At 44.2% G+C, this 24,438-nt stretch carries 19 protein-coding genes; 11 read left to right on the forward strand and 8 right to left on the reverse strand.

The genetic code is table 11. The features are described from left to right. Positions 1 to 52: 52 nt before the first annotated feature. Together HCR01_RS17675 and HCR01_RS17680 are read right to left on the reverse strand one after the other, a co-directional pair. Positions 53 to 6,661, reverse strand: a complete 6,609-nt coding sequence (locus HCR01_RS17675) for a HAMP domain-containing protein (RefSeq protein WP_193197443.1) — start codon at positions 6,659 to 6,661, stop codon at positions 53 to 55. Between the two features lie 233 nt (positions 6,662 to 6,894). After that, positions 6,895 to 8,061 (reverse strand): cysteine desulfurase family protein, encoded by a 1,167-nt coding sequence (locus tag HCR01_RS17680; protein WP_193197444.1) that lies wholly within the window; start codon positions 8,059 to 8,061, stop codon positions 6,895 to 6,897. 191 nt (positions 8,062 to 8,252) lie between these two features. On the opposite strand from HCR01_RS17680, the gene HCR01_RS17685 reads away from it, so the two are divergent. The 4 genes from HCR01_RS17685 to HCR01_RS17700 all read left to right on the forward strand — a co-directional run bounded on the left by HCR01_RS17685 (position 8,253) and on the right by HCR01_RS17700 (position 12,756). Continuing rightward, positions 8,253 to 9,884, forward strand: coding sequence for a DUF655 domain-containing protein (locus HCR01_RS17685; RefSeq protein WP_193197445.1), 1,632 nt, complete (start codon positions 8,253 to 8,255; stop codon positions 9,882 to 9,884). Positions 9,885 to 9,969: 85 nt separating this feature from the next. Further along, on the forward strand, positions 9,970 to 10,542 hold the full coding sequence (locus HCR01_RS17690; RefSeq protein ID WP_193197446.1) for a GNAT family N-acetyltransferase: 573 nt from the start codon (positions 9,970 to 9,972) through the stop codon (positions 10,540 to 10,542). 45 nt (positions 10,543 to 10,587) lie between these two features. Continuing rightward, on the forward strand, positions 10,588 to 11,781 hold the full coding sequence (locus HCR01_RS17695; protein WP_193197447.1) for an NAD(P)/FAD-dependent oxidoreductase: 1,194 nt from the start codon (positions 10,588 to 10,590) through the stop codon (positions 11,779 to 11,781). A gap of 321 nt (positions 11,782 to 12,102) precedes the next feature. Then, positions 12,103 to 12,756 (forward strand): HAD-IA family hydrolase, encoded by a 654-nt coding sequence (locus tag HCR01_RS17700; RefSeq protein WP_193197448.1) that lies wholly within the window; start codon positions 12,103 to 12,105, stop codon positions 12,754 to 12,756. A gap of 218 nt (positions 12,757 to 12,974) precedes the next feature. Here the strand turns inward: HCR01_RS17700 and HCR01_RS17705 are convergent, their stop codons facing one another. The 4 genes from HCR01_RS17705 to HCR01_RS38765 form a co-directional block, all read right to left on the reverse strand. Further along, positions 12,975 to 13,349 carry a hypothetical protein gene (locus HCR01_RS17705; RefSeq protein ID WP_193197449.1) on the reverse strand — a complete coding sequence of 125 codons (375 nt, stop codon included), beginning with the start codon at positions 13,347 to 13,349 and terminating at the stop codon, positions 12,975 to 12,977. 313 nt (positions 13,350 to 13,662) lie between these two features. Then, entirely contained in the window at positions 13,663 to 14,904 is a 1,242-nt protein-coding gene (gene glp / locus HCR01_RS17710) for a gephyrin-like molybdotransferase Glp (protein WP_193197450.1), read from the reverse strand. Between the two features lie 29 nt (positions 14,905 to 14,933). Beyond that, entirely contained in the window at positions 14,934 to 15,260 is a 327-nt protein-coding gene (locus tag HCR01_RS38760) for a GNAT family N-acetyltransferase (RefSeq protein WP_320073133.1), read from the reverse strand. A 3-nt stretch (positions 15,261 to 15,263) separates the two neighbouring features. Further along, positions 15,264 to 15,467, reverse strand: coding sequence for a GNAT family N-acetyltransferase (locus HCR01_RS38765; RefSeq protein WP_226889405.1), 204 nt, complete (start codon positions 15,465 to 15,467; stop codon positions 15,264 to 15,266). A 120-nt stretch (positions 15,468 to 15,587) separates the two neighbouring features. Here HCR01_RS38765 and HCR01_RS17720 point away from each other — a divergent pair, with 120 nt between their 5' ends. From HCR01_RS17720 to HCR01_RS17745, 7 genes are all read left to right on the forward strand, one after another. After that, positions 15,588 to 16,145, forward strand: coding sequence for an RDD family protein (locus HCR01_RS17720; protein WP_193197451.1), 558 nt, complete (start codon positions 15,588 to 15,590; stop codon positions 16,143 to 16,145). Positions 16,146 to 16,188: 43 nt separating this feature from the next. Further along, on the forward strand, positions 16,189 to 16,383 hold the full coding sequence (gene rpmG / locus HCR01_RS17725; protein WP_162397071.1) for a 50S ribosomal protein L33: 195 nt from the start codon (positions 16,189 to 16,191) through the stop codon (positions 16,381 to 16,383). Positions 16,384 to 16,385: 2 nt separating this feature from the next. Further along, positions 16,386 to 16,601, forward strand: a complete 216-nt coding sequence (gene rpsR / locus HCR01_RS17730; protein ID WP_162397070.1) for a 30S ribosomal protein S18 — start codon at positions 16,386 to 16,388, stop codon at positions 16,599 to 16,601. A gap of 118 nt (positions 16,602 to 16,719) precedes the next feature. After that, complete coding sequence (locus HCR01_RS17735; RefSeq protein ID WP_193197452.1) at positions 16,720 to 18,780, forward strand: ribonuclease catalytic domain-containing protein; 2,061 nt, start codon at positions 16,720 to 16,722, stop codon at positions 18,778 to 18,780. A 69-nt stretch (positions 18,781 to 18,849) separates the two neighbouring features. Further along, positions 18,850 to 19,065, forward strand: a complete 216-nt coding sequence (locus tag HCR01_RS38770) for a hypothetical protein (protein WP_226889406.1) — start codon at positions 18,850 to 18,852, stop codon at positions 19,063 to 19,065. After that, entirely contained in the window at positions 19,038 to 19,253 is a 216-nt protein-coding gene (locus HCR01_RS38775; protein WP_226889407.1) for a hypothetical protein, read from the forward strand. Before HCR01_RS38770 ends, HCR01_RS38775 begins: the two co-directional genes overlap by 28 nt. Then, positions 19,195 to 19,506, forward strand: coding sequence for a helix-turn-helix domain-containing protein (locus tag HCR01_RS17745; RefSeq protein WP_193197453.1), 312 nt, complete (start codon positions 19,195 to 19,197; stop codon positions 19,504 to 19,506). The genes HCR01_RS38775 and HCR01_RS17745 overlap by 59 nt, the downstream gene beginning before the upstream one ends. Before the next feature lie 560 nt (positions 19,507 to 20,066). On the opposite strand, the gene HCR01_RS17750 is transcribed toward HCR01_RS17745, so the two are convergent. Both HCR01_RS17750 and HCR01_RS17755 read right to left on the reverse strand, forming a co-directional pair. Beyond that, entirely contained in the window at positions 20,067 to 21,665 is a 1,599-nt protein-coding gene (locus tag HCR01_RS17750) for a B12-binding domain-containing radical SAM protein (RefSeq protein ID WP_193197454.1), read from the reverse strand. Positions 21,666 to 22,317: 652 nt separating this feature from the next. Then, positions 22,318 to 24,333, reverse strand: coding sequence for an ATP-binding protein (locus HCR01_RS17755; RefSeq protein WP_193197455.1), 2,016 nt, complete (start codon positions 24,331 to 24,333; stop codon positions 22,318 to 22,320). Positions 24,334 to 24,438: the final 105 nt, after the last annotated feature.

Raw genomic sequence — 24,438 nt, forward strand, 5'->3', positions numbered from 1 at the left:
GGATACATTTCTGGCATCTCTTTTCTCAAATGGCAAGTAATATTTTTTCTAACTATCGATAGAGCCAAACACGCAAGAGTGAAAGCAACTGTTCAGTATCTACAGGTTTGGTGATGTAGTCTGATGCGCCTGCTTCAATACATTTTTCGCGATCGCCTTGCATAGCTTTGGCGGTGAGTGCAATGATTGGCAAATTTTTAAATTGCTCGTTCTGGCGGATTAGGCGGGTTGTTTCGTAACCGTCCATTTCTGGCATCATTACATCCATCAAAATGACATCAATATCTGCTGTATTATCCAGTAATGCAATACTCTCTCTGCCGTTTTCAGCATATAGAACCTGCATTTGATAGCGTTCTAGCATACTCGTCAGCGCGAAGATATTACGCATATCGTCGTCTACAATTAGTACTTTTTTACCGACGAGTAAGTAGTCTATTGAATGTAATTGTTCGAGGATTTGTTGTTTGGGTGCAGGTAGATTTGCTTGGACTCGGTGTAAAAATAATGCTGTTTCATCAAGGAGACGTTCGGGCGATCGCACGTCTTTGACGATGATTGTCTCGGCTATCCGCCTGAGTTCGGTTTCTTGGGCTTTGGTAATTTCTCTACCAGTGTAGACAATAATGGGCAAAGTTTCGCCATTCGGTTCAAGCTTGATCTGTTCAATCAGTTCAAACCCAGTCATATCTGGTAGCCCTAAATCGAGGACGAGGCAATCAAAATGCTGTGAGCGAATGGCTTCTAGGGCTGCTGCACCAGTACTAACGGCAGTAGTAGCAACATCGCTGTTACCAACCAGTTCCACAAGGCTCAGCCGTTGAATATCATCATCTTCGACTATCAGCAAATTCTTCACCTGACGCTCAACAAAACCTCTAATCTTAGTTAATGCTTCAGATATTGTTTCGCTAGTTAGAGGTTTTTGCAGATATGCGATCGCTCCTAGTTGCAAACTGCGCTGTCTTCCTTCCTCGACTGTCATGATGTGTACAGGGATGTGACGCGTGTTTGGGTCATGCTTCAAGCGATCTAGCACCGTCCAACCATCCATTTCTGGCATCCGAATATCTAGCAAAACGGCTGAAGGCTGAAATTGCTGTGCTAGCATCAAACCTACGCTACCGTTTTGGGCGGTTATGACCTTGAATCCTTGCTGTTGCGCCATATCTAGAAGGATACGGGCAAAGTTAACATCATCTTCGACAATTAACAGCACGCGATCGCCATTTTCGATAGTAGCGCGATCGTCATCTAGGAGTGGGGAATGGGGAATGGGCAATGGGGAATGGGCAATGGGGTGGGGAGTACTGAGTGTTTGTGATGTAGATTCAGGACTCGGCACTCGTGACTCAGGACTGAATTGCGGTAGGTAGAATGTAAACGTGCTACCTTGACCGGGATTACTAACGAGTTTTATTTCTCCGCCAAAGAGACGGGCGATTTCACGGCTAATTGATAAACCTAATCCAGTACCACCGTATCTACGACTGGTAGAGCCATCAGCTTGCTGAAATGCCTCAAAAATCACTTTTTGCTTTTCGGGGGCAATGCCGATGCCTGTATCACTGACTGAGAAGGCAATAACAGTCTGGGCGCGATTCAAGATTTGCTGGTCTGAACTCCAGCCTTGCTTCGTCACCGCAATTTGCAAGCGTACCTCTCCTTGATCTGTAAACTTAAAAGCGTTGGAGAGCAGATTTTTCAGCACTTGTTGTAAGCGTTTGGCATCAGTATAGATGGTTGGTGGCAATTCCGAAGCCAATTCAATTGTGAAAGCAAGCCCTTTATTTTGAGCTATTTGCTCAAATGTGCCTTCAATCTGTTCGCGCAACTCTGTTAAGAGCGTCTGGGTCATATCAATTGACATGGTTCCAGATTCAATTTTGGCGAGGTCGAGAATATCGTTGATTAACGCCAAAAGGTCGTTACCAGCTGAGTAAATTGTGCGGCTGTATTCGACTTGCTTGGCGGTGAGGTTGCTATCCACGTTATCCGCCAATAGTCTAGCCAAAATTAACAAGCTGTTTAGCGGTGTCCGCAGTTCATGGGACATATTGGCGAGAAACTCAGACTTGTATTTTGAGGAGAGCGCTAATTGTTCAGCTTTATCTTCCAAAGACCGTCTTGCTTGTTCAATTTCGCGGTTTTTGCGTTCAACTTCTTGTTTTTGTAAGGCTAATAACTCTGCCTTTTCTTCTAATTCGGCGTTGGTTTGTTGTAGTTCCTCTTGCTGTCCTCTTAATAAATCCTCGGAGGTTTTGAGTGATTGGGCTTGTTGTTCTAGGCGCTTGTTGGTTTCTCTGAGTTCGCTTTGCTGGGTTTGTAGTTCTTCAGCTAAAGATTGCGACTGCTTCAGCAATTCTTCAGTCCGCATGGAAGCTGCGATCGTGTTGAGAACGATCGCAATACTTTCGGTGAGTTGATCGAAGAATGTCAGATGAATTTCGCTAAAGCGGCGGAAGGAAGCTAATTCAATCACCGCCGTCACTTGTCCTTCAAATAAAACGGGTAACACCACGGCATTTAAAGGGGCCGCTTCTCCTAAACCAGAGGCGATTTTGACATAATCGCTCGGCACTTCCGTGAGTAGAATTCGCTCTTTTTCCAAAGCGCATTGTCCTACCAAACCTTCACCCAAGTGGAAGCGGTTAGCTAGATGCTTGCGTTCACGATAAGCGTAGCTACTCAGCAGTTTGAGATACGACTGATTCTCTGCGGCTTCCATCAGGAAGAAGACGCCGTGTTGTGCTCCTACTAAGGGAGCTAGTTCTGAGAGAATCAGTTTGGATACAGTTTCCAAATCTCGCTGCCCTTGAAGCATCCGGGTAAACTTGGCTAGGTTGGTCTTCAACCAATCTTGTTCGGTATTTTTCTGGGTTGTCTCCCGCAAATTGGCGATCATCTGGTTGATGTTATCTTTGAGGATCGCCACTTCGCCCAACGCTTCCACGGCGATTGAACGGGTTAAATCGCCTTTTGTTACCGCTGTAGCTACTTCGGCGATCGCCCGTAACTGGGTGGTGAGAGTAGCAGCAAGTTCGTTGACGTTATCTGTTAAATCTTTCCAAGTTCCAGCCGCCCCAGGTACTCTGGCTTGTCCGCCTAACTTCCCTTCAATTCCCACTTCCCGCGCCACTGTGGTTACTTGATTAGCAAACGTCGCTAGGGTATCAATCATCTCGTTGATTGTCTCTGCTAAGGTTTCAATTTCTCCCTTAGCATCCAGCATGAGTTTCCGTTTCAAGTCACCATTCGCAACCGCTGTTACAACTCTGGCAATACCGCGCACTTGTGCTGTTAAGTTCCCTGCCATTGAGTTAACGTTGTCAGTTAAATCTTTCCAAGTGCCTGCCACACCTTGGACTTGCGCTTGTCCGCCCAACTTCCCTTCAGTTCCCACTTCCCGCGCCACCCGCGTTACTTCCGATGCAAAGGAACTGAGTTGATCTACCATCGTATTGGTCGTGTTCTTCAAGTCCAAAATTTCGCCTTTGGCATCGACGGTGATTTTTTTGGAGAGGTCGCCATTCGCCACCGCCTTGGTAACTTCGGCGATGTTCCGCACTTGTCCGGTAAGGTTCCCCGCCATCGAGTTAACGTTATCAGTTAAATCTTTCCAAGTGCCTGCCACGCCTCTAACATAGGCTTGTACGCCTAGCTTACCTTCGGTTCCCACTTCCCTAGCAACCCTTGTAACTTCTGATGCAAAGGAGTTGAGTTGATCCACCATTGTGTTAATGGTGTTTTTAAGTTCTTGAATTTCACCTTTAACATCAACGGTGATTTTCTTGGAGAGGTCGCCATTCGCCACCGCTGTGGTAACTTCGGCAATGTTGCGGACTTGTGCCGTCAAGCTTCCCGCCATGAAGTTCACGCTGTCGGTGAGATCCTTCCAAGTGCCGGCAACGCCTTTAACTTCTGCTTGTACACCCAATTTGCCCTCGGTTCCCACCTCCCTAGCAACCCTTGTTACCTCACTAGCAAAGGAGTTGAGTTGATCCACCATTGTGTTAACGGTATTTTTCAACTCCAAAATTTCACCTTTGACATCAACAGAGATTTTTTTTGATAAGTCGCCATTAGCTACGGCGGTGGTGACGGCGGCGATGTTGCGGACTTGTGCCGTTAAACTTCCTGCCATGAAGTTCACGCTGTCGGTTAAGTCTTTCCAAGTCCCAGCCACACCGCGCACATCTGCTTGGACGCCCAGTTTGCCCTCACTTCCTACTTCCCTAGCAACTCGTGTTACTTCACTAGCAAAGGAGTTGAGTTGATCCACCATTATATTGATGGTGTTTTTGAGTTCCAGTATTTCGCCTTTGACAGCAACAGTAATTTTTTTGGAGAGGTCGCCGTTAGCGATCGCAGTCGTAACTTCGGCAATATTCCGTACCTGTGCCGTTAAACTTCCCGCCATGAAGTTTACACTATCGGTTAAGTCTTTCCAAGTCCCAGCAACGTCTTTGACATCTGCTTGGACACCTAGTTTACCTTCGGTTCCCACCTCCCGCGCCACCCGCGTTACTTCCGATGCAAAGGAACTGAGTTGATCCACCATTGTATTAATAGTATTTTTCAACTCCAGAATTTCACCTTTAACATCAACGGTAATTTTCTTAGAAAGGTCGCCTGTGGCTACAGCTGTGGTAACTTCGGCAATATTCCGTACTTGTGCCGTCAAGCTTCCTGCCATGAAGTTCACGCTGTCGGTTAAGTCCTTCCAAGTCCCAGCCACGCCGCGCACTTCTGCTTGCACGCCCAGTTTACCTTCACTTCCCACTTCTCTAGCAACTCGCGTTACTTCACTAGCAAATGAGTTAAGTTGATCCACCATTGTATTTATGGTATTTTTCAACTCCAAAATTTCGCCTTTGACATCGACAGTGATTTTCTTGGAAAGGTCGCCTGTGGCTACAGCTGTGGTAACTTCGGCAATATTCCGTACTTGTGCCGTCAAACTTCCCGCCATGAAGTTCACGCTGTCGGTCAAGTCCTTCCAAGTGCCAGCCACACCTTTGACATCAGCTTGCACACCCAGCTTACCTTCACTTCCCACCTCACGCGCAACTCGCGTCACCTCACTTGCAAAGGAACTGAGTTGATCCACCATTATATTGATGGTGTTCTTGAGTTCTAGAATTTCACCTCTGACATCGACAGTAATTTTCTTAGAAAGATCGCCGCTAGCGATCGCTGTAGCAACTTCGGCAATGTTCCGTACCTGTCCAGTCAGATTACCCGCCATTAAGTTCACGTTATCGGTCAAGTCTTTCCAAGTACCAGCCACTCCCCGGACTTCTGCTTGTACGCCCAGTTTACCCTCTGTTCCCACTTCACGCGCAACTCGCGTTACCTCACTTGCAAAGGAGTTGAGTTGATCCACCATTGTATTTATGGTATTTTTCAACTCCAAAATTTCGCCTTTGACATCGACAGTAATTTTCTTGGAGAGGTCGCCGTTTGCCACCGCCGTGGTAACTTCAGCGATGTTCCGCACTTGTGCTGTCAAGCTTCCCGCCATGAAGTTCACACTATCGGTCAAATCCTTCCATGTACCTGCTACTCCCCGAACTTCCGCTTGACCGCCTAATTTTCCTTCTGCACCCACCTCACGGGCAACCCGCGTTACTTCGCTAGCAAAGGAATTGAGTTGATCCACCATGATGTTGACGGTGTTTTTCAACTCCAAAATTTCGCCTTTGACATCGACAGTAATTTTCTTGGAAAGGTCGCCGTTGGCTACCGCTGTGGTAACTTCAGCAATATTACGGACTTGAGCAGTCAGATTTCCTGCCATTAAGTTCACGTTGTCGGTCAAATCTTTCCAAGTGCCTGCCACGCCGCGCACTTCTGCTTGCACACCCAGCTTACCTTCAGTTCCCACTTCACGAGCAACTCTGGTGACTTCCGATGCAAAGGAATTGAGTTGATCTACCATCGTGTTGACGGTGTTTTTCAATTCTAGAATTTCGCCTTTAACATTGACGGTGATTTTCTTGGAAAGGTCGCCGTTTGCGATCGCTGTAGCAACTTCGGCAATGTTACGAACTTGACCAGTCAGATTGCCCGCCATTAAGTTCACGTTATCGGTCAAATCCTTCCAAGTGCCAGCCACACCCAGCACTTCTGCTTGCACGCCCAGTTTACCTTCAGTTCCCACCTCACGGGCAACCCGTGTGACTTCCGATGCAAAGGAACCGAGCCGATCTACCATCGTGTTGACAATATTGGCAGTTTGAAGAAACTCACCTTGCAGAGGTCTGCCATCAATTTCTGTAGCGATCATTTGGGATAGATCGCCATTCGCTACAGCCCTGATTACACGTGTAGTTTCAGCTGTTGGTTGGACTAAATCTGTAATCAAAGTATTGACAGAAGTCACACAATCTGACCAAGAACCGCGAACATCTCCTAAAGAGGCGCGTTCAGTGATTTTGCCTTCTTTACCGACAACATCACCCATCCGCTGTAACTCTGTTGCCATCCGCTCATTCCGGTCAATAATATCGTTGAGCGTATCAGCGATTTTTCCTGCCATACCAGTTTGGTCTATGGGCATCCGAACAGAAAAGTCACCTTGTTTGACAGCAGCCAGCGTTCTCAATAGCTGATTTAAATCTAAATTGTCGCTGTCTCTAGTCAACTGTTCGGTCGTCATAGCTTGATCCTTATTTTTTCTTGAGAAATTTTTTGTATTTTTTGTCCTCTGTACCTGCTTAAGGGTACTTTCAGGTAATGCTCAGCGCTTCTTCACACGCAATAGTTGAGTGAATTTCACTCCACGCCCCTGCTATCTGTACACCAGATGATCATAGCTAGCCGTCTTCTGCTTTGGATAGATGGCAAATATTTTTAATGGGAATGGGGGATTTCGGTCAATAGAGTTTAGTTTTATTTAACTAAAGACAAATCTGGTGTAAGTCTTTGCAAAACTTGCTTCAACACCATTGCTGTCCAATCTACATCAGCTTCGGTGGTATCACGCCCCAGCGTTAAGCGAATTCCACCCAAAGCAGCTTTTTCTGAATAGCCCATTGCCAACAATATCGGACTAGGGCTAAGTTTTCCACTGTGACAAGCAGCACCAGCACTGATCCCAATACCAGCAAGGTTTAGCTGTCGTACCAGGGTTTTACCGCTAAGTTTTTCCCCATCGGCGTTTTTTGTATAAACGCTGACATGGTGGGGTAAACGATGATCGAGATCGCCTGTGGGTATTAAACCAGGAATCTCGGCTAATAGGGCAAAGGCGCGATCACGTAACTTAATTAAGCGGGGTGTTTCGATTGGTAGTTCTTGTGCGGCTAATTCAGCTGCTACCCCAAAACCTGCGATCGCAGGTACGGCTTGAGTACCAGAACGCAGTCCCATTTCTTGCCCACCGCCACCCAGCAGGGGTATCAATTCTATACCAGGACGCACATACAACGCCCCAGCCCCTTGTGGCCCATATATTTTATGGCTAGAAAGGCTAAGTAAGTCTACTGAGAGTTGTTGTACATCTATGGGTAAACGTCCCGCTGCTTGCACTGTGTCTGTGTGGAACAAAACACCATGCGATCGGGCAATTTGCCCCAGTTCCTCAATTGGTTGTACTGTTCCTACTTCACTTTGACCATAAATTACCGAAACCAAGACTGTGTTACGTCGCAATGCCGTCTTTAAATCTAGAGGGTTGATTCTGCCTTTAGCATCCACAGATAGGCGCGTTACTTCCCAGCCCCACATCTCTAGCAACCGCACTGGTTCGGAAATTGCAGAATGCTCAACACTGGAAATAATTATATGTTGGGGAACAGCGTACAACCGGGCAATACCCATAATTACCAGATTGTTTGCTTCTGTGCCACCAGAAGTAAAGATGATAGATTCAGGACTGGCGGCGTTAATTAATCCGGCTACTTGGACTCTTGCTTGTTCCACAACCGTTGCAGCTCTTTTTCCCCACTCATGCAAACTGGAAGGATTACCCCACTGTTGAGTGAGGACTAGTTGCATTGCTGCGATCGCTTCTGGGCGAGTGGGAGTAGTGGCGCTGTAATCTAGATAAATTTGCATATCAACCAATAGTAGTGGGAACACACGCCGGCAAAAGGATGCTGATCTTGTCAACATGTACATGTAAATGGGCAAATCTGACAAAATCTAGATACTTCGGCGTGTATGGGTAGCTTCTCTACTTAATTCCGAACACAAAATTTTGGGAATGATAAATGTGTTCACCCCTAATCCACTTTTAGCAGATTACAGTGCAATTTTTCTCTAGACAAAGCTATTCTTTTTATATCTTTTTACTTATATTTCCCCTTGCTGCTTGTCAGCGAGTCCATTCCTACAATCAGCTTCCAGCATCTTTACCGCAAGATCCATTAGTTCAAGTTTACTTGAATCATTCCGAATCTTCAGAATACAAAGAGCCTTACCGTCAACAAATCCGTCTGGGAGATAATTTAGAAAAACAAATTGTTGATGCTATTTTTCAAGCTAAATCAACAGTAGATGTAGCGGTTCAAGAATTACGTTTACCCGCAGTTGCTAAAGCGCTAGTTGATAGACAAAAAGCTGGGATCAAGGTCAGGATCATTTTAGAAAATAGCTACAGCCGACCTTGGAGTAGCTTAACATCTACTGAAATAAGTAAATTAAATAAAAGAGAACGGGAACGCCATAACGAGTTTCGCCAATTTATAGACATTAACCAAGATAATCAACTCACTCCAGAGGAAATCAATCAACGAGATGCTTTAGTAATTTTACAAAATGCTAAAATTCCCTGGCTTGATGATCAAGCAGATGATTCAGCAGGTAGCAGTTTAATGCATCACAAATTTGTAATTGTGGATAATCGCATTGTCATTATAACTTCGGCAAATTTTACCCTCAGTGATACTTTTGGCGATTTCACCAATTCTAATAGTTTAGGCAATGCCAATAATTTATTGCAAATTGACAGCCCAGAATTAGCATCTTTATTTACAGAAGAGTTTAACATCATGTGGGGGGATGGCCCAGGAGGCAAGCCAGATAGTCAATTTGGTTTGCAAAAGCCGATGCGATCGCCTAAAACAATCATTTTAGGAAAAACCCAAATTACTGTACAGTTTTCGCCTACTTCTCCTACTCAACCTTGGAGTAACAGCAGCAATGGTTTAATTGGCAAAACTTTAGATTCAGCAACTAAATCTATTGATATGGCGTTATTTGTCTTTTCCGAACAACGCCTTGCAAACATCCTAGAAAATCGTCATCAACAAAGTGTGCAAATTCGCGCATTGATTGACTCACAATTTGCATACAGATCTTACAGTGAAGCGCTAGATATGATGGGGATTGCACTCAGTAGCAAATGTAAATATGAAGTTGATAATCATCCTTGGCAAAATCCAATTACCACTGTAGGTGTGCCTTCATTAGCCAAAGGTGATCTATTACATCATAAATTTGGTGTTATGGATGATCAAACAGTAATTACAGGTTCTCACAATTGGTCGGAAGCTGCTAATAGTGGCAATGATGAAACGCTGATAGTGATTGAAAATCCCACCGTTGCTGCCCATTATGGGCGCGAATTTGCTCGTCTCTATGCTAAAGCCAAACCAGGAATACCAACAGCAATTCAAGAAAAAATTAAACTAGAACAAAAACAGTGTCCCCAAGCTCAAGCTCCTTTATCAAATGAAATTACAGCAAATCAAAAAATAAATATTAACACTGCCAGTTTGGCAGAATTAACAACTTTGCCTGGTGTGGGCAAGAAGTTAGCACAACGAATAATTAGTACCCGTCAACAGCAAAATTTTACATCTGTACAAGACTTAGAAAAAGCTCCAGGTATTAGTCATAAGATGCTGGATAAATGGCGCGATCGCGTAACTTATTAATAATATTTACTTTTAACAAATACTACTTTTCATGAAGATGATACTAATCAGCATTATAAAGCTGTGACATTTGGCGGTAATATATATGCTTTTTCAAAAAGACGAAATCGCCCTTCGTCGAATGCGAGATGATATGTACGATTATCAGTTGATGGCAAAATGGCTCACTGACGAAAAAGTTTTAGAATTTTATGAAGGCAGAGATAATCCTTTCCCTTTAGAAAGAATTATAGAAACATACAAACCGATAATCAGAGGAAATGAGCTAATTGTTGCCTGTATTTTCTACTATCGCAACGTTCCCATTGGTTATTTACAGTATTATGCACTCAATGACTTACCGGAAACCGACAGACAATTGTATTATTTAGATAAAACTAATAATGTCTATGGAATTGACTTGCTCATCGGCGAAACCAACTATTGGAATCAGGGAATCGGTACAAAAATGCTCTCAGCAGTTATAGAATATATATTTGAACAACTGCAAGCTGTTAAAATTGTCATCGATCCAGACGTTAGCAACGCTCGTGCTATCCGCTGCTATGAAAAATGTGGTTTTGTCAAAGTTAAGCTATTAACCGCACATCAACTGCATGAGGGACAACATTCAGATTGTTGGCTCATGGCAATAAACCGAAAGAAATCATTACACTGAAGTTAGTTGCCCTGCTGGAATTGACCGTCCCACACATATCGACCGATGACTCAACAAACTCCTAGAATTTGTATTCTCGGTGGAGGCTTTGGTGGTCTCTACACTGCTCTGCGTTTGAGCCAGTTACCTTGGGAATCTACGCAAAAACCCGAAATAGTTCTGGTAGATCAAAGCGATCGCTTCCTATTTTCTCCTTTACTATACGAATTACTGACTGGTGAACTGCAAACCTGGGAAATTGCCCCCCCATTTGAAGAACTTTTACAAGGCACAGGTATACGTTTTTATCAAGCAGTTGTGTCTGGAATTGACATCGACCAGCAAAGGGTACATTTACAAGATGGGCCAGAAATCTCCTACGACCGATTAGTATTGGCGTTAGGTGGAGAAACACCATTGGATTTAGTCCCCGGTGCGACATCCTACGCTCACCCATTCCGCACAATCTCTGATGCTTATCGTCTAGAAGAACGCCTGCGATTTTTAGAAGAATCGGATGCTGACAAAATTCGCATAGCAATTGTTGGGGCTGGCTACAGTGGTGTGGAGTTAGCCTGTAAGTTAGCAGACAGACTAGGGGAAAGAGGACGCTTTCGGATAATTGAAATCGCTGATCAAATATTGCGAACTTCGCCAGAGTTTAACCGCGAAGCAGCAAAGAAAGCTTTAGATGCGCGTGGTGTGTTTATTGATTTAGAAACCAAAGTGGAATCAATAGACCAAAATACCATCTCCTTAGAATACAAAAGCCAAGTAGATACGATTCCTGTAGATTTAGTAATTTGGACTGTAGGAACACGAGTTGCTCCCGTAGTTAAATCCTTGCCTCTGAAGCAAAATCAGCGTGGTCAAATCAGCACTACACCTACTCTGCAAGTTCTTGATCATCCAAAAATCTTTGCTTTGGGAGATTTGGCAGACTGTCATGATGCAGAAGGACAGCAAGTCCCCGCCACTGCACAAGCAGCTTTCCAAGAATCTGATTATGCCGCTTGGAATATCTGGGCTTCTTTAACCAATCGTCCTTTACTTCCTTTGCGCTACCAACAGTTAGGGGAAATGATGGCACTAGGAATAGACAACGCCACCCTGACTGGTTTAGGAATGAAACTAGACGGCCCCTTGGCATACGTCGCCCGTCGTCTTGCCTATCTCTATCGGTTGCCAACTTTAGAACATCAGCTCAAAGTTGGTTTTAACTGGCTAGTCCGTCCTATTATAGAAACACTTTCTAAATAGAACTTTAGAACTGTAGGTAGGGCGTATGCCTTACCTATATTGTTATTAACCCAAATTTGTAATGCTCATAATTGTCAAAAATCTTGAACTGAATTTGTTTTAATTTTTCTTCACTACCTGTTTAATAGTGATACAAACCCAGTTAGATAAACTTAGTTGTCTTAAAGGATGTTTGTAAAGTCTAATTTATTACTAGCCTTGGCGACTAGAAGTCGTGTCTACACAGACAAAACCTGCCTCCGCAGGTTCTAAAACTGTAGTAGCGAATTATATTCGCCCAATACTTTTAAAATATCCTCTCAACGCTTAGCACTTAATACTATGGAACAACCGAAAGTTATTTTTTTAGATGCTGTGGGCACACTCTTTGATGTCAAAGGTAGTATAGGTGAAGTTTATAGTCAAATAGCCGAAGAATTTGGCGTTAAAGTTTCAGCTGATACACTGAATAAAACGTTTATCAAAAGCTTCAAAGCAGCGCCACCGCCAATATTTCTAGATGCAGACACGCAAGATATTCCCCAGCGCGAGTTTGATTGGTGGCGGATAATTGCCCTAAACACTTTTGAAAGTGCAGGTGTTCTCAAGCAATTTTCTGACTTTTCAGCTTTTTTTAGCGAACTCTACATTCATTTCGGCACTGCTCAACCGTGGTTTGTTTATCCTGATGTTTTAGCAGCTTTGGTTAACTGGCGGCGCTTAGGAATTGAACTAGGGGTACTATCCAATTTTGATTCTCGGATTTACTCAGTATTGCAAAGTTTAGGATTGAGAGACTTTTTCATATCTGTTACTATTTCTACTCAAGCACGTGCAGCTAAACCTGATCCCCAAATTTTCGCCATTGCTTTAAAAAAACATAACTGTCCCCCAGAGGCAGCATGGCATATTGGCGACAGTATCACAGAAGACTACAACGGTGCTAAAGCAGCTGGACTCAGAGGCATTTGGATCGACCGTGGCAAAAAGTCTTAATTCAATTTAGCTGGATTTGGAACAATTAAGGATTTTAGTGATGTTGCTAACTGAAAAATAGTCTATATAAAATAATATTTATATAATAGCTATCACTAATTGCTGACTCAAGTAAAATCAAGTTTTATTGACACCCTAATTAACCTAGCTTTAGCAAGGCGATCGCACTGAGTTTGATGTTGCTGATTTTGAGATTAATTGCTTGCAACTTGAGTTAATTACCTAGCTGTCCAACAAAGTTGATATTGCTCAATATAAAACGTTCCAACATTAGAAGACATCTTAAAGACGAAGTAATAATCTCCTGTTTCCCAAATATTAAATTCTCGCTGTGTTTCTTGAACATTAATTGTCGAGACGCCATTAGGAATGCTCATACTAGAATGTATTGTTCCGTTCTGTGCTCTCATCAGAAAAATTTCGAGTAGACAAAAATCTTGTAGTTCGGCACGATAACGAATTTTGAATCTAATTTTACCTCCATCTCGTAGGGTCTTTTCACTAAAAAATTGTTCGGTTTGAATGGATTTATCAGACAGTGGAATGTCTTGCCCTTTTGTTAAGATGTGTGTCTGTTCGTCAATTGCACCCATTATTTTCTCCTGGGAAATAGAATATGTTGAGATAATTGTGATGTTGAAGCCGATATCTCCGTGTCACGTGTGTATCTTTTCACTATCACTAAATAAATGCAACGACAGATAAGACAGTTAAGAGAAAATAAAAAAATAATTAGAACAAATAATCGAAATTTGGGCTTGTACTAGACAGTTAAGACACTTAAGCTTAACAATATGTAAATTTGATAAATAAGAGGGGAAAAGGTTAAAGGGAAAAGGGAAAGGGGATGAACAGGTAGCCCACAATACCAAAAAGCTTTTTACCTTTCCTCAGCGATATTATCAATTACAAATTACCAATCTGCAAAACTTGAACTTTTTCTTCTGGGGAAATTAATGTTTTCCCGATAGGTAAAATAGCTAAGGCGTTGGTTTGAGCTAAATTAATTAAATTACCGGAACTGTGACCCCCACCAGCTTTGTGAAATTCGTAAACTCCATCAATTAAATGCAATTTACCCCAAAGGTAAGTTTCACGCTTGCCATCCGATCGCAACTCATCGCGCGATCGCACCTTCATAAATATAGGTTTCCAACCTTCAGTAACTCCAGAAAGTTTCTTAATTGCCGGTTGCACAAACCGCCAGAAAGTCACCAAAACCGCAGCCGGGTTTCCTGGTAGACCGAAATAGAGTGAGGAGTGTTGAGTTGGAAATGTGGCGACGGTTAGGGGTTTTCCTGGTTTCATCCCCACTGCACGAATGTGGATTTTTGCTTCTAGTAACTCTAGAATTTTGTCAACATAGTCGTAATCTCCCACTGAAACACCACCGGAAGAGATAACTATATCGGCGTTAGCTATAGCGTAGGCGATCGCTTCTTGAAGGGCATCTGGCTCATCCTTAATAATTCCTAACAATAACGGTTCTGCTCCACTCTGCTTTACCAAAGCTGCTAGAGCATACTGATTAGAATCTACAATTTGACCAGGTTCCAGCGGTTGATCGGGCATTACCAACTCATTACCAGTAGAAAAAATCGCCACACGCGGACGACGGTAAACATTTAATTGAGGACACTGTGCCGCTGCCAACACCGCAATGTCCGCAGGATTTAACCTAATTCCTGCTGATAGTAGTGGCGTTCCAGCTTGGTAAAAAGATGCTTTGTGTCTGACAAATTCTTGTGGTTGCGGTGCAGCCAGGATAAAAACGCGGTTTTCTTCTCGGCGTGTTCTCTCTTGTATGACTATAGTATCTGCACCTGTGGGGATCACCGCACCTGTGAAAATTCGTGCCGCTTGTCCCGGTTGAATCGTAGACTTGGGTTGATATCCCGCAGGAATCTCTTCAATAATTTCCAAAATAACAGGCTGTTCGGCGCTGGCGTACTGCACATCTTCGTAACGTACAGCATAGCCATCCATTGCCGAATTATCCCAATGAGGAAAATCTAGCGAACTAGTAACAGGTGTTGCCAGAATGCGACTATCTGCTGTCAATAAATCTACAACTTCTATATCCCGCTGAGCATCCAACGGTTGCACTAAATTTAAAATAATTGCTTCTGCATCGTTGACTGATAGCATAGCGATCGCCTCTGATTACTTACCATGTACTACATTGGGTTAACTAACTTAAACATTTCTAGTTCCATTTTGTAATACTTGGTTGTACGTCCTACTGGAGTCATTCCTAACCTCTGGATCACGCGAAGTGAGTTTGTGTTTTCAGAACGGGCAATTGAATAGATTACAGGAAGTTTCAAAGTCTTAAATCCGTAATCCAGAATCACTTTCGCGGCTTCGGTAGCATATCCTTTTCCCCAAGCGGATTTCTTGAGATGCCACCCTATTTCGTAATTTGGGGTCAATTGTTCATCTTCATCTCGGAGTTGGATGAGGATGATCGTTCCCACAATTTCTTCGGTCTCTTTAGGAAGAATTGCCTAAAAACCACTGCCATTGTTCAATTCTTGTGACTTTGTAATCCATCTTTTCAGCAAATTTTTTGAACTTTCAACGCTATCCACTTTAGTTATGATAAAGCGCGTAACTTCGGGATCACTATAAATATAAAACGCTTGTCCTGTGTCTGCTTGGGGACTCCAAGTACGGATAATAAGACGGTCAGTTTCAGCAATGATATTCATGTGGAATGATTTTCTATATTAAGCAAAAATCAATTTTTCTATGACCACAGTCATCACTTTAATATAAAAAATAGAAGCAATGATTATTTGCCAACCCCTAAATAAAAATACCTGTTTTGTATGACCATTGAAAGAGTTACCCAAAAACACTATCCCAAGGCTGAGATTGGGCGGCGAGGTATGGCATTGGGACTTGATTTCCTGGTTGTCTGGTTAGTCAGTTCCCTGCTAGGAGGCAACAATCCCGGTATTCAATTTGTGCAGATTCTAGTTTTTGTCATAGCTTGGCTAATTTTGCGGGTAGTGTTGGTATACAACAATCAAGGGCAAAGTTTAGGGCGTTGGGCGTTCGATTTAAAAGTGTTGGAAGTCGAAGATAGGCAAGTAGTGGGCAGAATCCCAGATTTGCGATCGCTGCTGAAGCGTGAGGCGATCATTGGTTGTGGTGCGCTTTTAGTGTCAATTGCCCTGAGTAACATTAGAGCCAATCCTACTGCTATACTTCTAGTACTTCCCCTGGCAATCGATTGTGCTACTGCCTTCTCTGATACTCAGATGCGGCAAGCTTTGCACGATCGCTATACAGGAACTTTCATAGTTTCGTCGCGTCGAGGCTACTCGCTAGATATAAAAGTTAAGCGATTAGTTGAAAATTTGCGTCGTAATGTGAGAAGATAGTCATTTGTGTTAATTCTCTTCAGGCTTTACTGTTTGTAAGATTATGGCTAAGAGCAAAGGCGCCCGCATAATAGTCACACTAGAATGCACTGAGTGTCGCACTAACCTAGATAAGCGCTCTGCTGGTGTTTCACGGTATACCAGCACCAAGAACCGTCGCAATACAACCAATCGTCTAGAACTGAAAAAGTTCTGTACCCACTGCAACAAACATACCGTTCACAAGGAAATTAAGTAAAGATGAGCTACTATCGTCGTCGCCTGTCTCCGATCAAGCCAGGAGAACCAATCGATTACAAAGATGTTGATTTGTTGCGTAAGTTTATCACCGAGCGAGGCAAGATATTACCCCGCCGGATTACTGGACTGACGTGTAAACAACAGCGAGATTTGACATTAGCAATTAAGCGATCGCGGATTGTGGCTTTGTTGCCATTTATCAATGCAGAAGGCTAAAAAAGTGCTGGGTTATGAGTGATGAGTGATGAGTTAAGAATCAAAACTTCTAACTCCTAACTCTTAACTCTTAACTTACAAAATATTTAAATTGTTCACCAAATAAAGCGCGAGAGTTGTGGAGAAGGGGACGCTAGTTGAATTTAGGGTTCAAGGCGATCGTCGTCTGGGTGTCGTAGATCGTCCAGACGGCAAAACCCGCTGGTTTGTGGTAGACGAACGTGGTCAATCCCACAGCCTCGCGCCTAGACAAATTACTTATACAGTTAACGGACAAACCTACAAGCCATCAGAGATTCCCAGCTTTTTGGAGCAAGCCCAGGCTTATTTAGATCCATCTAGTTTAGAAGTAGCTTGGGAATTACTGGTTGAGGACGGGGAAACTGTCACCCCAAACCAAATGGCGAATCTGCTTTTTTCTGAATCAGACGCGCTTTATTGTTATGCCGCTCACTGCTTGTTATCAGAGGACAAACTCTACTTCAAGCAAAAAGCGGAGGCTTACGAGCCGCGAACTGCTGCTCAGGTAGCAGAACGCAAGCACCAGATGGAAGTAGAGGCTCTAAAAGCTAAGGGACAGCAGGAATTTTTGGCTCGCGTAGAGCAGGCGCTTAAAGGTGAAGCAGTAGAGTGGCAGCGCCACGATCTCCAGCGCCTAGAAGGATTGGAAAAATATGCAGCGCTGCTTGCTGACACCGTGCGGATGGGGGTCAATTATGACTCTTTGGCTCGCGCCTATCCTCCCCCGGCTCCAGTTTTAGAAACTATGACCATGCTGGGACGCCCCACAACTCCCCCAGGAGCCTTTCAACTTTTGGTGGACTTAGGTTGGTGGAGTCCTTACGAGAACTTGTTCCTGCGTCGTTCTTCAATTCCGATTCAGTTTCCTAATAAGGTATTAGAAGTGGCGCAACAGCGTTTGGATTTTCCACCGACCGACTTAGATGCAAATCGCCTAGATTTGACTCACCTGAAGGCATACACAATTGATGATGAAAGTACTACTGAGATCGATGATGGTCTGAGTTGGGAATTATTGCCTGATGGACGAGAGCGGCTGTGGGTGCATATAGCCGATCCCACCCGGTGGTTAGCGCCAGAAGATGATTTAGATCTCGAAGCCAGAAAGCGGGGTAGTACAGTTTACCTGCCCACTGGAATGATTCCCATGTTTCCAGAGTTACTGGCAACTGGGCCGATGAGTCTAGTACAGGGACGGGTTTGTTGCGCCCTCAGCTTTGGGATTGTTCTAGATCTAACTGGAGCAGTAGAAGATTACAGTATTCATACCAGCTTTATTAAGCCGACTTATCGCCTCACCTACGAAGATGCCGATGAAGTGCTGGAATTAGGAGTACAAGCAGAACCAGAAATTGAAGCGATCGCCACTTGGGCACAACGGCGCAGAGCTTGGCGGTATGCTCAAGGCGCAATTAGCATCAATATGCCAGAGGCGATGATCAAAGTCAAAGGTGACGAGATCAACATTGACATTTTAGATGATTCTGCATCGCGGCAACTAGTAGCAGAGATGATGATTCTGGCTGGTGAAGTTGCTGCCCGTTACGGTCAAGCTCATAACATACCTCTGCCCTTTCGCGGTCAGCCGCAGCCAGAATTACCCCCAGAAGAGGAATTACTCCAGCTACCCGCAGGATTTGTTCGCGCTTGCGCCATGCGTCGTTGTATGCCCAAGAGTGAAATGAGCATCACGCCTTTACGCCATGCTGGTTTGGGCTTGGATACTTACACTCAAGCGACTTCTCCCATTCGTCGCTACAGTGACTTACTAACCCATTTTCAACTTAAAGCCCATTTGCGCGGCGAAATGCTGCCATTTTCAGCAGAACAACTCAAAGAAGTGATGATGACTGTCACTACTACCACCCAAGAGGTGACGATGGTAGAACGGCAAACTAATAGATATTGGGCTTTAGAATATCTGCGCCGTCATCCAGAACAAACTTGGAGTGTGACAGTATTGATGTGGCTGCGAGAAGACAGCAACTTGGCACTAATTCTGTTAGAAGATTTGGGCTTACAGTTACCAATGATTTTCAAACGTTCTGTGAATTTGGGCGAACAGATATTAGTGAAAGTTAGCCACGCTGATCCGCAAAAAGACATGATCCAGTTTCAGGAAATAATTTATCAAGAAGCTCAAACAGCGGCAAATTAATTTTGCTATAACCCCTTTCGGCTAGCATATAAAGTAAATAGCAATATTGTTATATTTTGAAGGGATGCTGTGCCTGAAACTAAAGTTGTTTTTTACCAGGAAGAGGAAGGGAAAGTTCCTGTCCTTGAATGGCTGACGCGACTTTTGAAAGAAGACCGCAAAGGTTATGCAAACTGTGTTGCTCGAATCAAACAACTTTCAGCATCAGGATACGAACTCCGTCGCCCTGCGGCTGATTACTTGCGTAATACCGCATCTTGTACTTCTTTCATGGGCAAAACGTAGCGATTCTCGCACACGCCATTACAAAGGAAGAAGCAGCTGTACCACTAATTGATATTGAACGGGCGATCACACGAAAGCTTTTATTTGAAGAAAACCCAGAAGTTCATACCTACGTAGAGGAACAAGAGGATGGCGAAGACTCGCGATGCAATAAAAATCATCAACAAGATGATCAGCAGCGATCCTGAGCTTGAGTTAATGGTGGAGTCAGCCTCTATAAATGCAGAGGTGGCACAGCTGATTTATGAAGCCAGAACAAAAGCAGGGTTAACACAGAAACAGCTTGCTGAACTTGTTGATACAAAACAGCCTGTGATTGCACGGCTTGAAGATGCTGATTACGAAGGGCACTCTCTTTCAATGCTGCAAAAAATTGCTCACGCTCTCAATCAAAGGGTAGTGATTCAGCTTGCTCCAATAGAACTAGGACTTACGCACTGAAGCCTGAAACCTAGATCCCCCCCAGCCCACGCCAGTCGCTCCACTTGGGGAGACCCCATCGCATGATTGCGTCTCCCCAACTCTTGGAGACGCTACTTCGCGTTGGGAGAAGACCGCGCTGGCTCCCCTTAAAAAGGCTACGGTGTACACACAAGTCTTTTAGAGTTGCCCCACAGGCTTTTGATCCCCCCAACCCCCCTTCAAAAGGGGGGCAAAAACCTCCCAAAGTCCCCTTTTGAAGGGGGATTTAGGAGGATATACAACGATTTTGGTTTTGTACACAGATGTGTGTACACCGTAGCCTTAAAAAGGGGGAAACTTCTAAAACCCCCTTAAAAATGGGGTTGGGGGATCTGAGTGCGTAAGTCCTGAGAACATGAGCAAAGTGCATAGAGTAGGTAATAATAAGACATAAAAAAGTATTTATCTCATAAAAGTCAAAAACAAAGCGATCGCTCTTAAATTCTCAACTTAAAAAGCGATCGCCATTATTTATATTCTGCTAATTGGTAACTGTTAATAGATAACTTCTTACTATTACCCATTCCCAGTTACTACGCTTAACTAACTACCGCTTCAGCTTTTTCCTCAGCTTTTTCCTTCACAAGCACATACGGTTTTTCTGCGCCTTGTGCTAGATATTCAGCTAACTGACTTTCAATTTGATCGCGCACAATTTGGCGATACTCAAGAAAATGCTCGTTGTGAGCGCAGGCGGCAAGATAATGTTCAACAACTCCAGGGTTACGCTTGAGGATGCTAAACAAATGATGCCAGAACTTCCAGCGGGTTTCGCGTTTGATTCCTTGTCGCCAAATCACAATTAGCAGCGCTTTCACAACCACCAACTCTGGCTTTTTGGCTGGCGCTTTCCAACTTGGCAAACCCATCATTAAGAAACAGCGATAGGTGCGATCTAAATACTGTATGGGGTCGTATAAAGCACAAAAAGCTTCAATATATTCTCTGGCGATATCTTCTAGAGGACGGGTAGCAACAAAGTTCATCAAAGTTGTTTGATTGATATTGCCATCTTGATTTTCCCGTAGTCGTCCTTCTTTTTTCAGGCGATGCCACAGCGCGGTATTGGGTAACGCTTGTAACATGGCGAAAGTCGTAGAGGGAATTGCTGCTTGCTCTGCAAAACGGACAATGCGATCGCCTGCACCAGCTTTTTCGCCATCAAACCCAATAATAAACCCAGCCATTGGGCGCAACCCAGCTTTAATAATGCTTTGTACTGCATCAGTTAGGGAACTGCGAGTATTTTGAAACTTCTTTGTCATTTGCAAACTGTCTTCATCCGGTGTTTCAATTCCTAAAAACACCGCAGCAAAGCCAGATTCAACCATCAACTCCATTAATTCTGGGTCTTGGGCTAGGTCAATTGAAGCTTCAGTGTCAAATTTGAAGGGATACTTGTGTTCTGCCATCCAGACTTTCAACTCTTTGAGCAACAACTTGACATTCCGCTTGTTGCCAATAAAGTTATCATCTACCATGAACACACCCCGCCGCCAACCCAACTCGTAGAGATAATCTAACTCTGCCAAAAGTTGTGCAGGGGTTTTGGTGCGTGGCTTGCGACCGTAAAGAACAATAATGTCGCAAAATTCGCACTGGAAGGGACATCCGCGCGAAAACTGCACAGACATCATGTCATAAGCATCTAATTCTAATAAATCAAAACGGGGTACTGGTGTACTTGTGACATCAGGTTTTTCTGCGGTGCGGAATGTTCCAGAGGTTTCTCCTTTTTGAATTGCCTCCACAAACATCGGTAAGGTGATTTCCCCTTCATCCAAAATCAGAAAATCTGCACCAACATTTTGAACTTCGTGAGGTACAGAAGTAGGATATGGGCCACCCACCGCGACTAACTTACCACGCCGTTTTGCTTCTTGAATTTGGTCAAGTAAATCTTGTTTTTGGACAATCATTGCAGAGAGAATTACTACATCTGCCCATGCCCATTCTTCCTCTGTGGCTGGGCGAATGTTGCGATCAACCAGCTTAAATTCCCACTCTTGAGGCAAAATTGCCGCTACTGTTACTAAACCTAAAGGTGGTAACAAAACCTTGCGATCGACTAATGCCAAAATCTTTTCGTATGACCAAAAGGTTTTAGGAAATATCGGATACACTAGCAAGACTCGCATCAGTATCAACCCTCACACTTTGATTGTTATCCCACTCTAACGAAAATAGACAGTTATTGACTTTTTATTAAAGTTGTCCTATTTTACCATTGATATTTTTACTGGGGATTTTTAAGGGGCGGAGGGGCAGGGAGCAGAGGGGCAGGGGGAGCAGAGGGGCAGGGGAGGCGAGGCTTTGATACTCGTGAACGAGGCTTTGACAGAACTTACGCACTCAGATCCCCCAACCCCCTTAGAAAGGGGGCTTTAGACGTTCCCCCCTTTTTAAGGCTACGGTGTACACACATCTCTGTACAAAACCAAAATCGTTGTAGATCCTCCTAAATCCCCCTTAAAAAGGGGGACTTTGAGAGGTTTTTGCCCCCCTTTTGAAGGGGGGTTGAGGGGATCAAAAGCCTGTGGGGCAACTCTAAAAGACTTGTGTGTACACCGTAGCCTTTTTAAGGGGAGCCAGCGCGGTCTTCTCCCAACGCGAAGTAGCGTCTCCAAGAGTTGGGGAGACGCAATCATGCGATGGGGTCTCCCCAAGTGGAGCGACTGGCGTGGGTTAGGGGGGATCAGGGTTTCAGGCTTCAGTGCGTAAGTCCTATTTGATACTCGTGAACGAGGCTTTGATACTCGCCTCCCCTGCCCCCCTAATATCCAATCCCCTTCACTGAACAAATTCTGGTAGTTCAATCCAAAAACGACTACCTTGACCAATTTCTGACTCCATACCGACTTGACCGCCCATACGTTCGATGCCTTTACGGACGATCGCTAATCCAATTCCTGTTCCTGGGTAAGCTTCAATGCTGTGCAGACGTTCAAAAACGCCAAAAATTCGCTCACTATACTGAGCTTGGATGCCAATTCCATTGTCTTCTATCCACAAACGCACCCAGCGATCGCGTAGCGTGCCGGAGGTATCGCCCTGATTGCGGCGTTCAGTCCAGACTCGAACTTGGGGTTGAACTCCGGGAACGACAAACTTGATGGCATTAGTTAGTAAATTTGTGACAATCTGCTCAACAGTCCGGTAGTTCCCTACAACTTCCAGCAGGGGTTCTGAGACAATTACTTGAGCCTGTTGTCGTTCTAGCGATGGTTCTAGTTGCGTCAGCACTTGTGTGACTAGCGAGTTGAGATTAATTGGTTGAAGTGGCAAATCAACGCGACTCAAGCGGCTGTAGTCTAATAAGTCCACCAGCAGATTATCCATCCGCTCCACACTGCTGGTAATCCGATTCAGTAAATCTTGCCCGACTGAATTCAATGCGGTTTCGTATTCTTCTAACAAAATAGTGGCAAATCCCCGCATTGCACGCAGAGGTTCTTGTAAGTCGTGCGAGATAGAATAAGTAAAAGCTTCTAAAGCACTATTTGCTTCTTCTAGTTGTTGTGTACGGTTGCTAACCAGTTGTTCGAGTTGTTCAGTGTAGCACTGTAATTCTTCACGCATACGAGATTGCTGGATGGCGATCGCTAGCTGATTCGCCACTTCACGGGCGATTTCTACGTCTTCTTCAGTTAATGACTTGGGCTGGATTGCTCCCACATTCAAAGAACCGATGAGCTGTCCTTGAGCAATCACAGGCACATTTATTAATAAGCGAATGCCTTGGTCAAACAGTCGTTGTTGGACACGATAGGATCTGGGATGCTCAGCCAGGTTTTCAATAATCACCACCTGGTTTTGTTGCAAAATGCTAATGTCGCCAAAGTCTTGCAATGATAAACTTTCATCACTACTAAAGCCAATCTGATTGCTAGACTGAACAGCCAGCACAGAAGCTTGTTGATGTTCCAAGTCAAACAATGTCACATCCAATAATTCACAAGGAAGTAATGGATAGGTGTAAGCAAGGGCAGCTTGAGCAATTTCTGTAGGAGAACTTGCCCGCAGAATTGAGCGATCTAACTCCTGTAGAGTTTGTAGTCTTGATGCGTAACGCTTTAGTGTTTCTTCCGCGCGTTTGCGCCCAGTGATGTCTTCTATCAGACCATCAATAACCGGATCTCCATCAGTAGTATTGAGAGTTTCATTCACGGCAACCCAGAACGAGCTACCATCTGCTCTACGTAACTTTAATTCTCGTTCTCGTCTCTGCTCTGGCATGATATCCCCCGCTTTGGAAAAAATTTCATCAAAGCAATTATTAGAGCGGATTTCGTCTAAAGAACTAAGCCCCAGACACCTGAGAAAGGCACTGTTGACTTCGAGTAGTCTTCCGTCGGGAATTACCCGAAACACACCAACATTTAATTGGTTAAGCAAGAATTGCAGGCGGTTCTCAAAAAAGCTGGCTCTACGTAGATTTTCATTGCGCTCTAAGACAGACTTTACCGTTGCCGATAGCCGAACAAGGTGCTTAGCTGACTTGAGGATGTAATCATCAAGTCCACTTTTCATTGCTTCAACAGCAATTTCCTGGCTTCCCGTGTTTGTAAACATAATCACAGGACGATCAGGGTAGCGATGCTTGAGAGCATGCAATATTTCCAAACCATTAGTCCAACGCAGCTGATAGTCGGTGATAGTTAGGTCAAAGCGACCTGCTGCCAGTGCTTGCTCAAACTCTTCTGGAGCACCCACTTCCTCCACTTCTACATCAGGAAACTCCCGGCGCATTTCTCGGATAATCATGAAACGGTCATTTGGATTGTCGTCAATGATGAGAATGTGCATGGGGAGGCAAAATGGATACTTAAAATTTACATAAGGGATATTTGGCGTTGCTGAGTGGAATATGAATTTATCTCACGCAGAGGAGCCAGCGCTGTGCGGGGGTCT

Origin of the sequence: Nostoc sp. MG11 (assembly GCF_014904695.1) — a bacterium.
Taxonomy (GTDB): domain Bacteria; phylum Cyanobacteriota; class Cyanobacteriia; order Cyanobacteriales; family Nostocaceae; genus Komarekiella.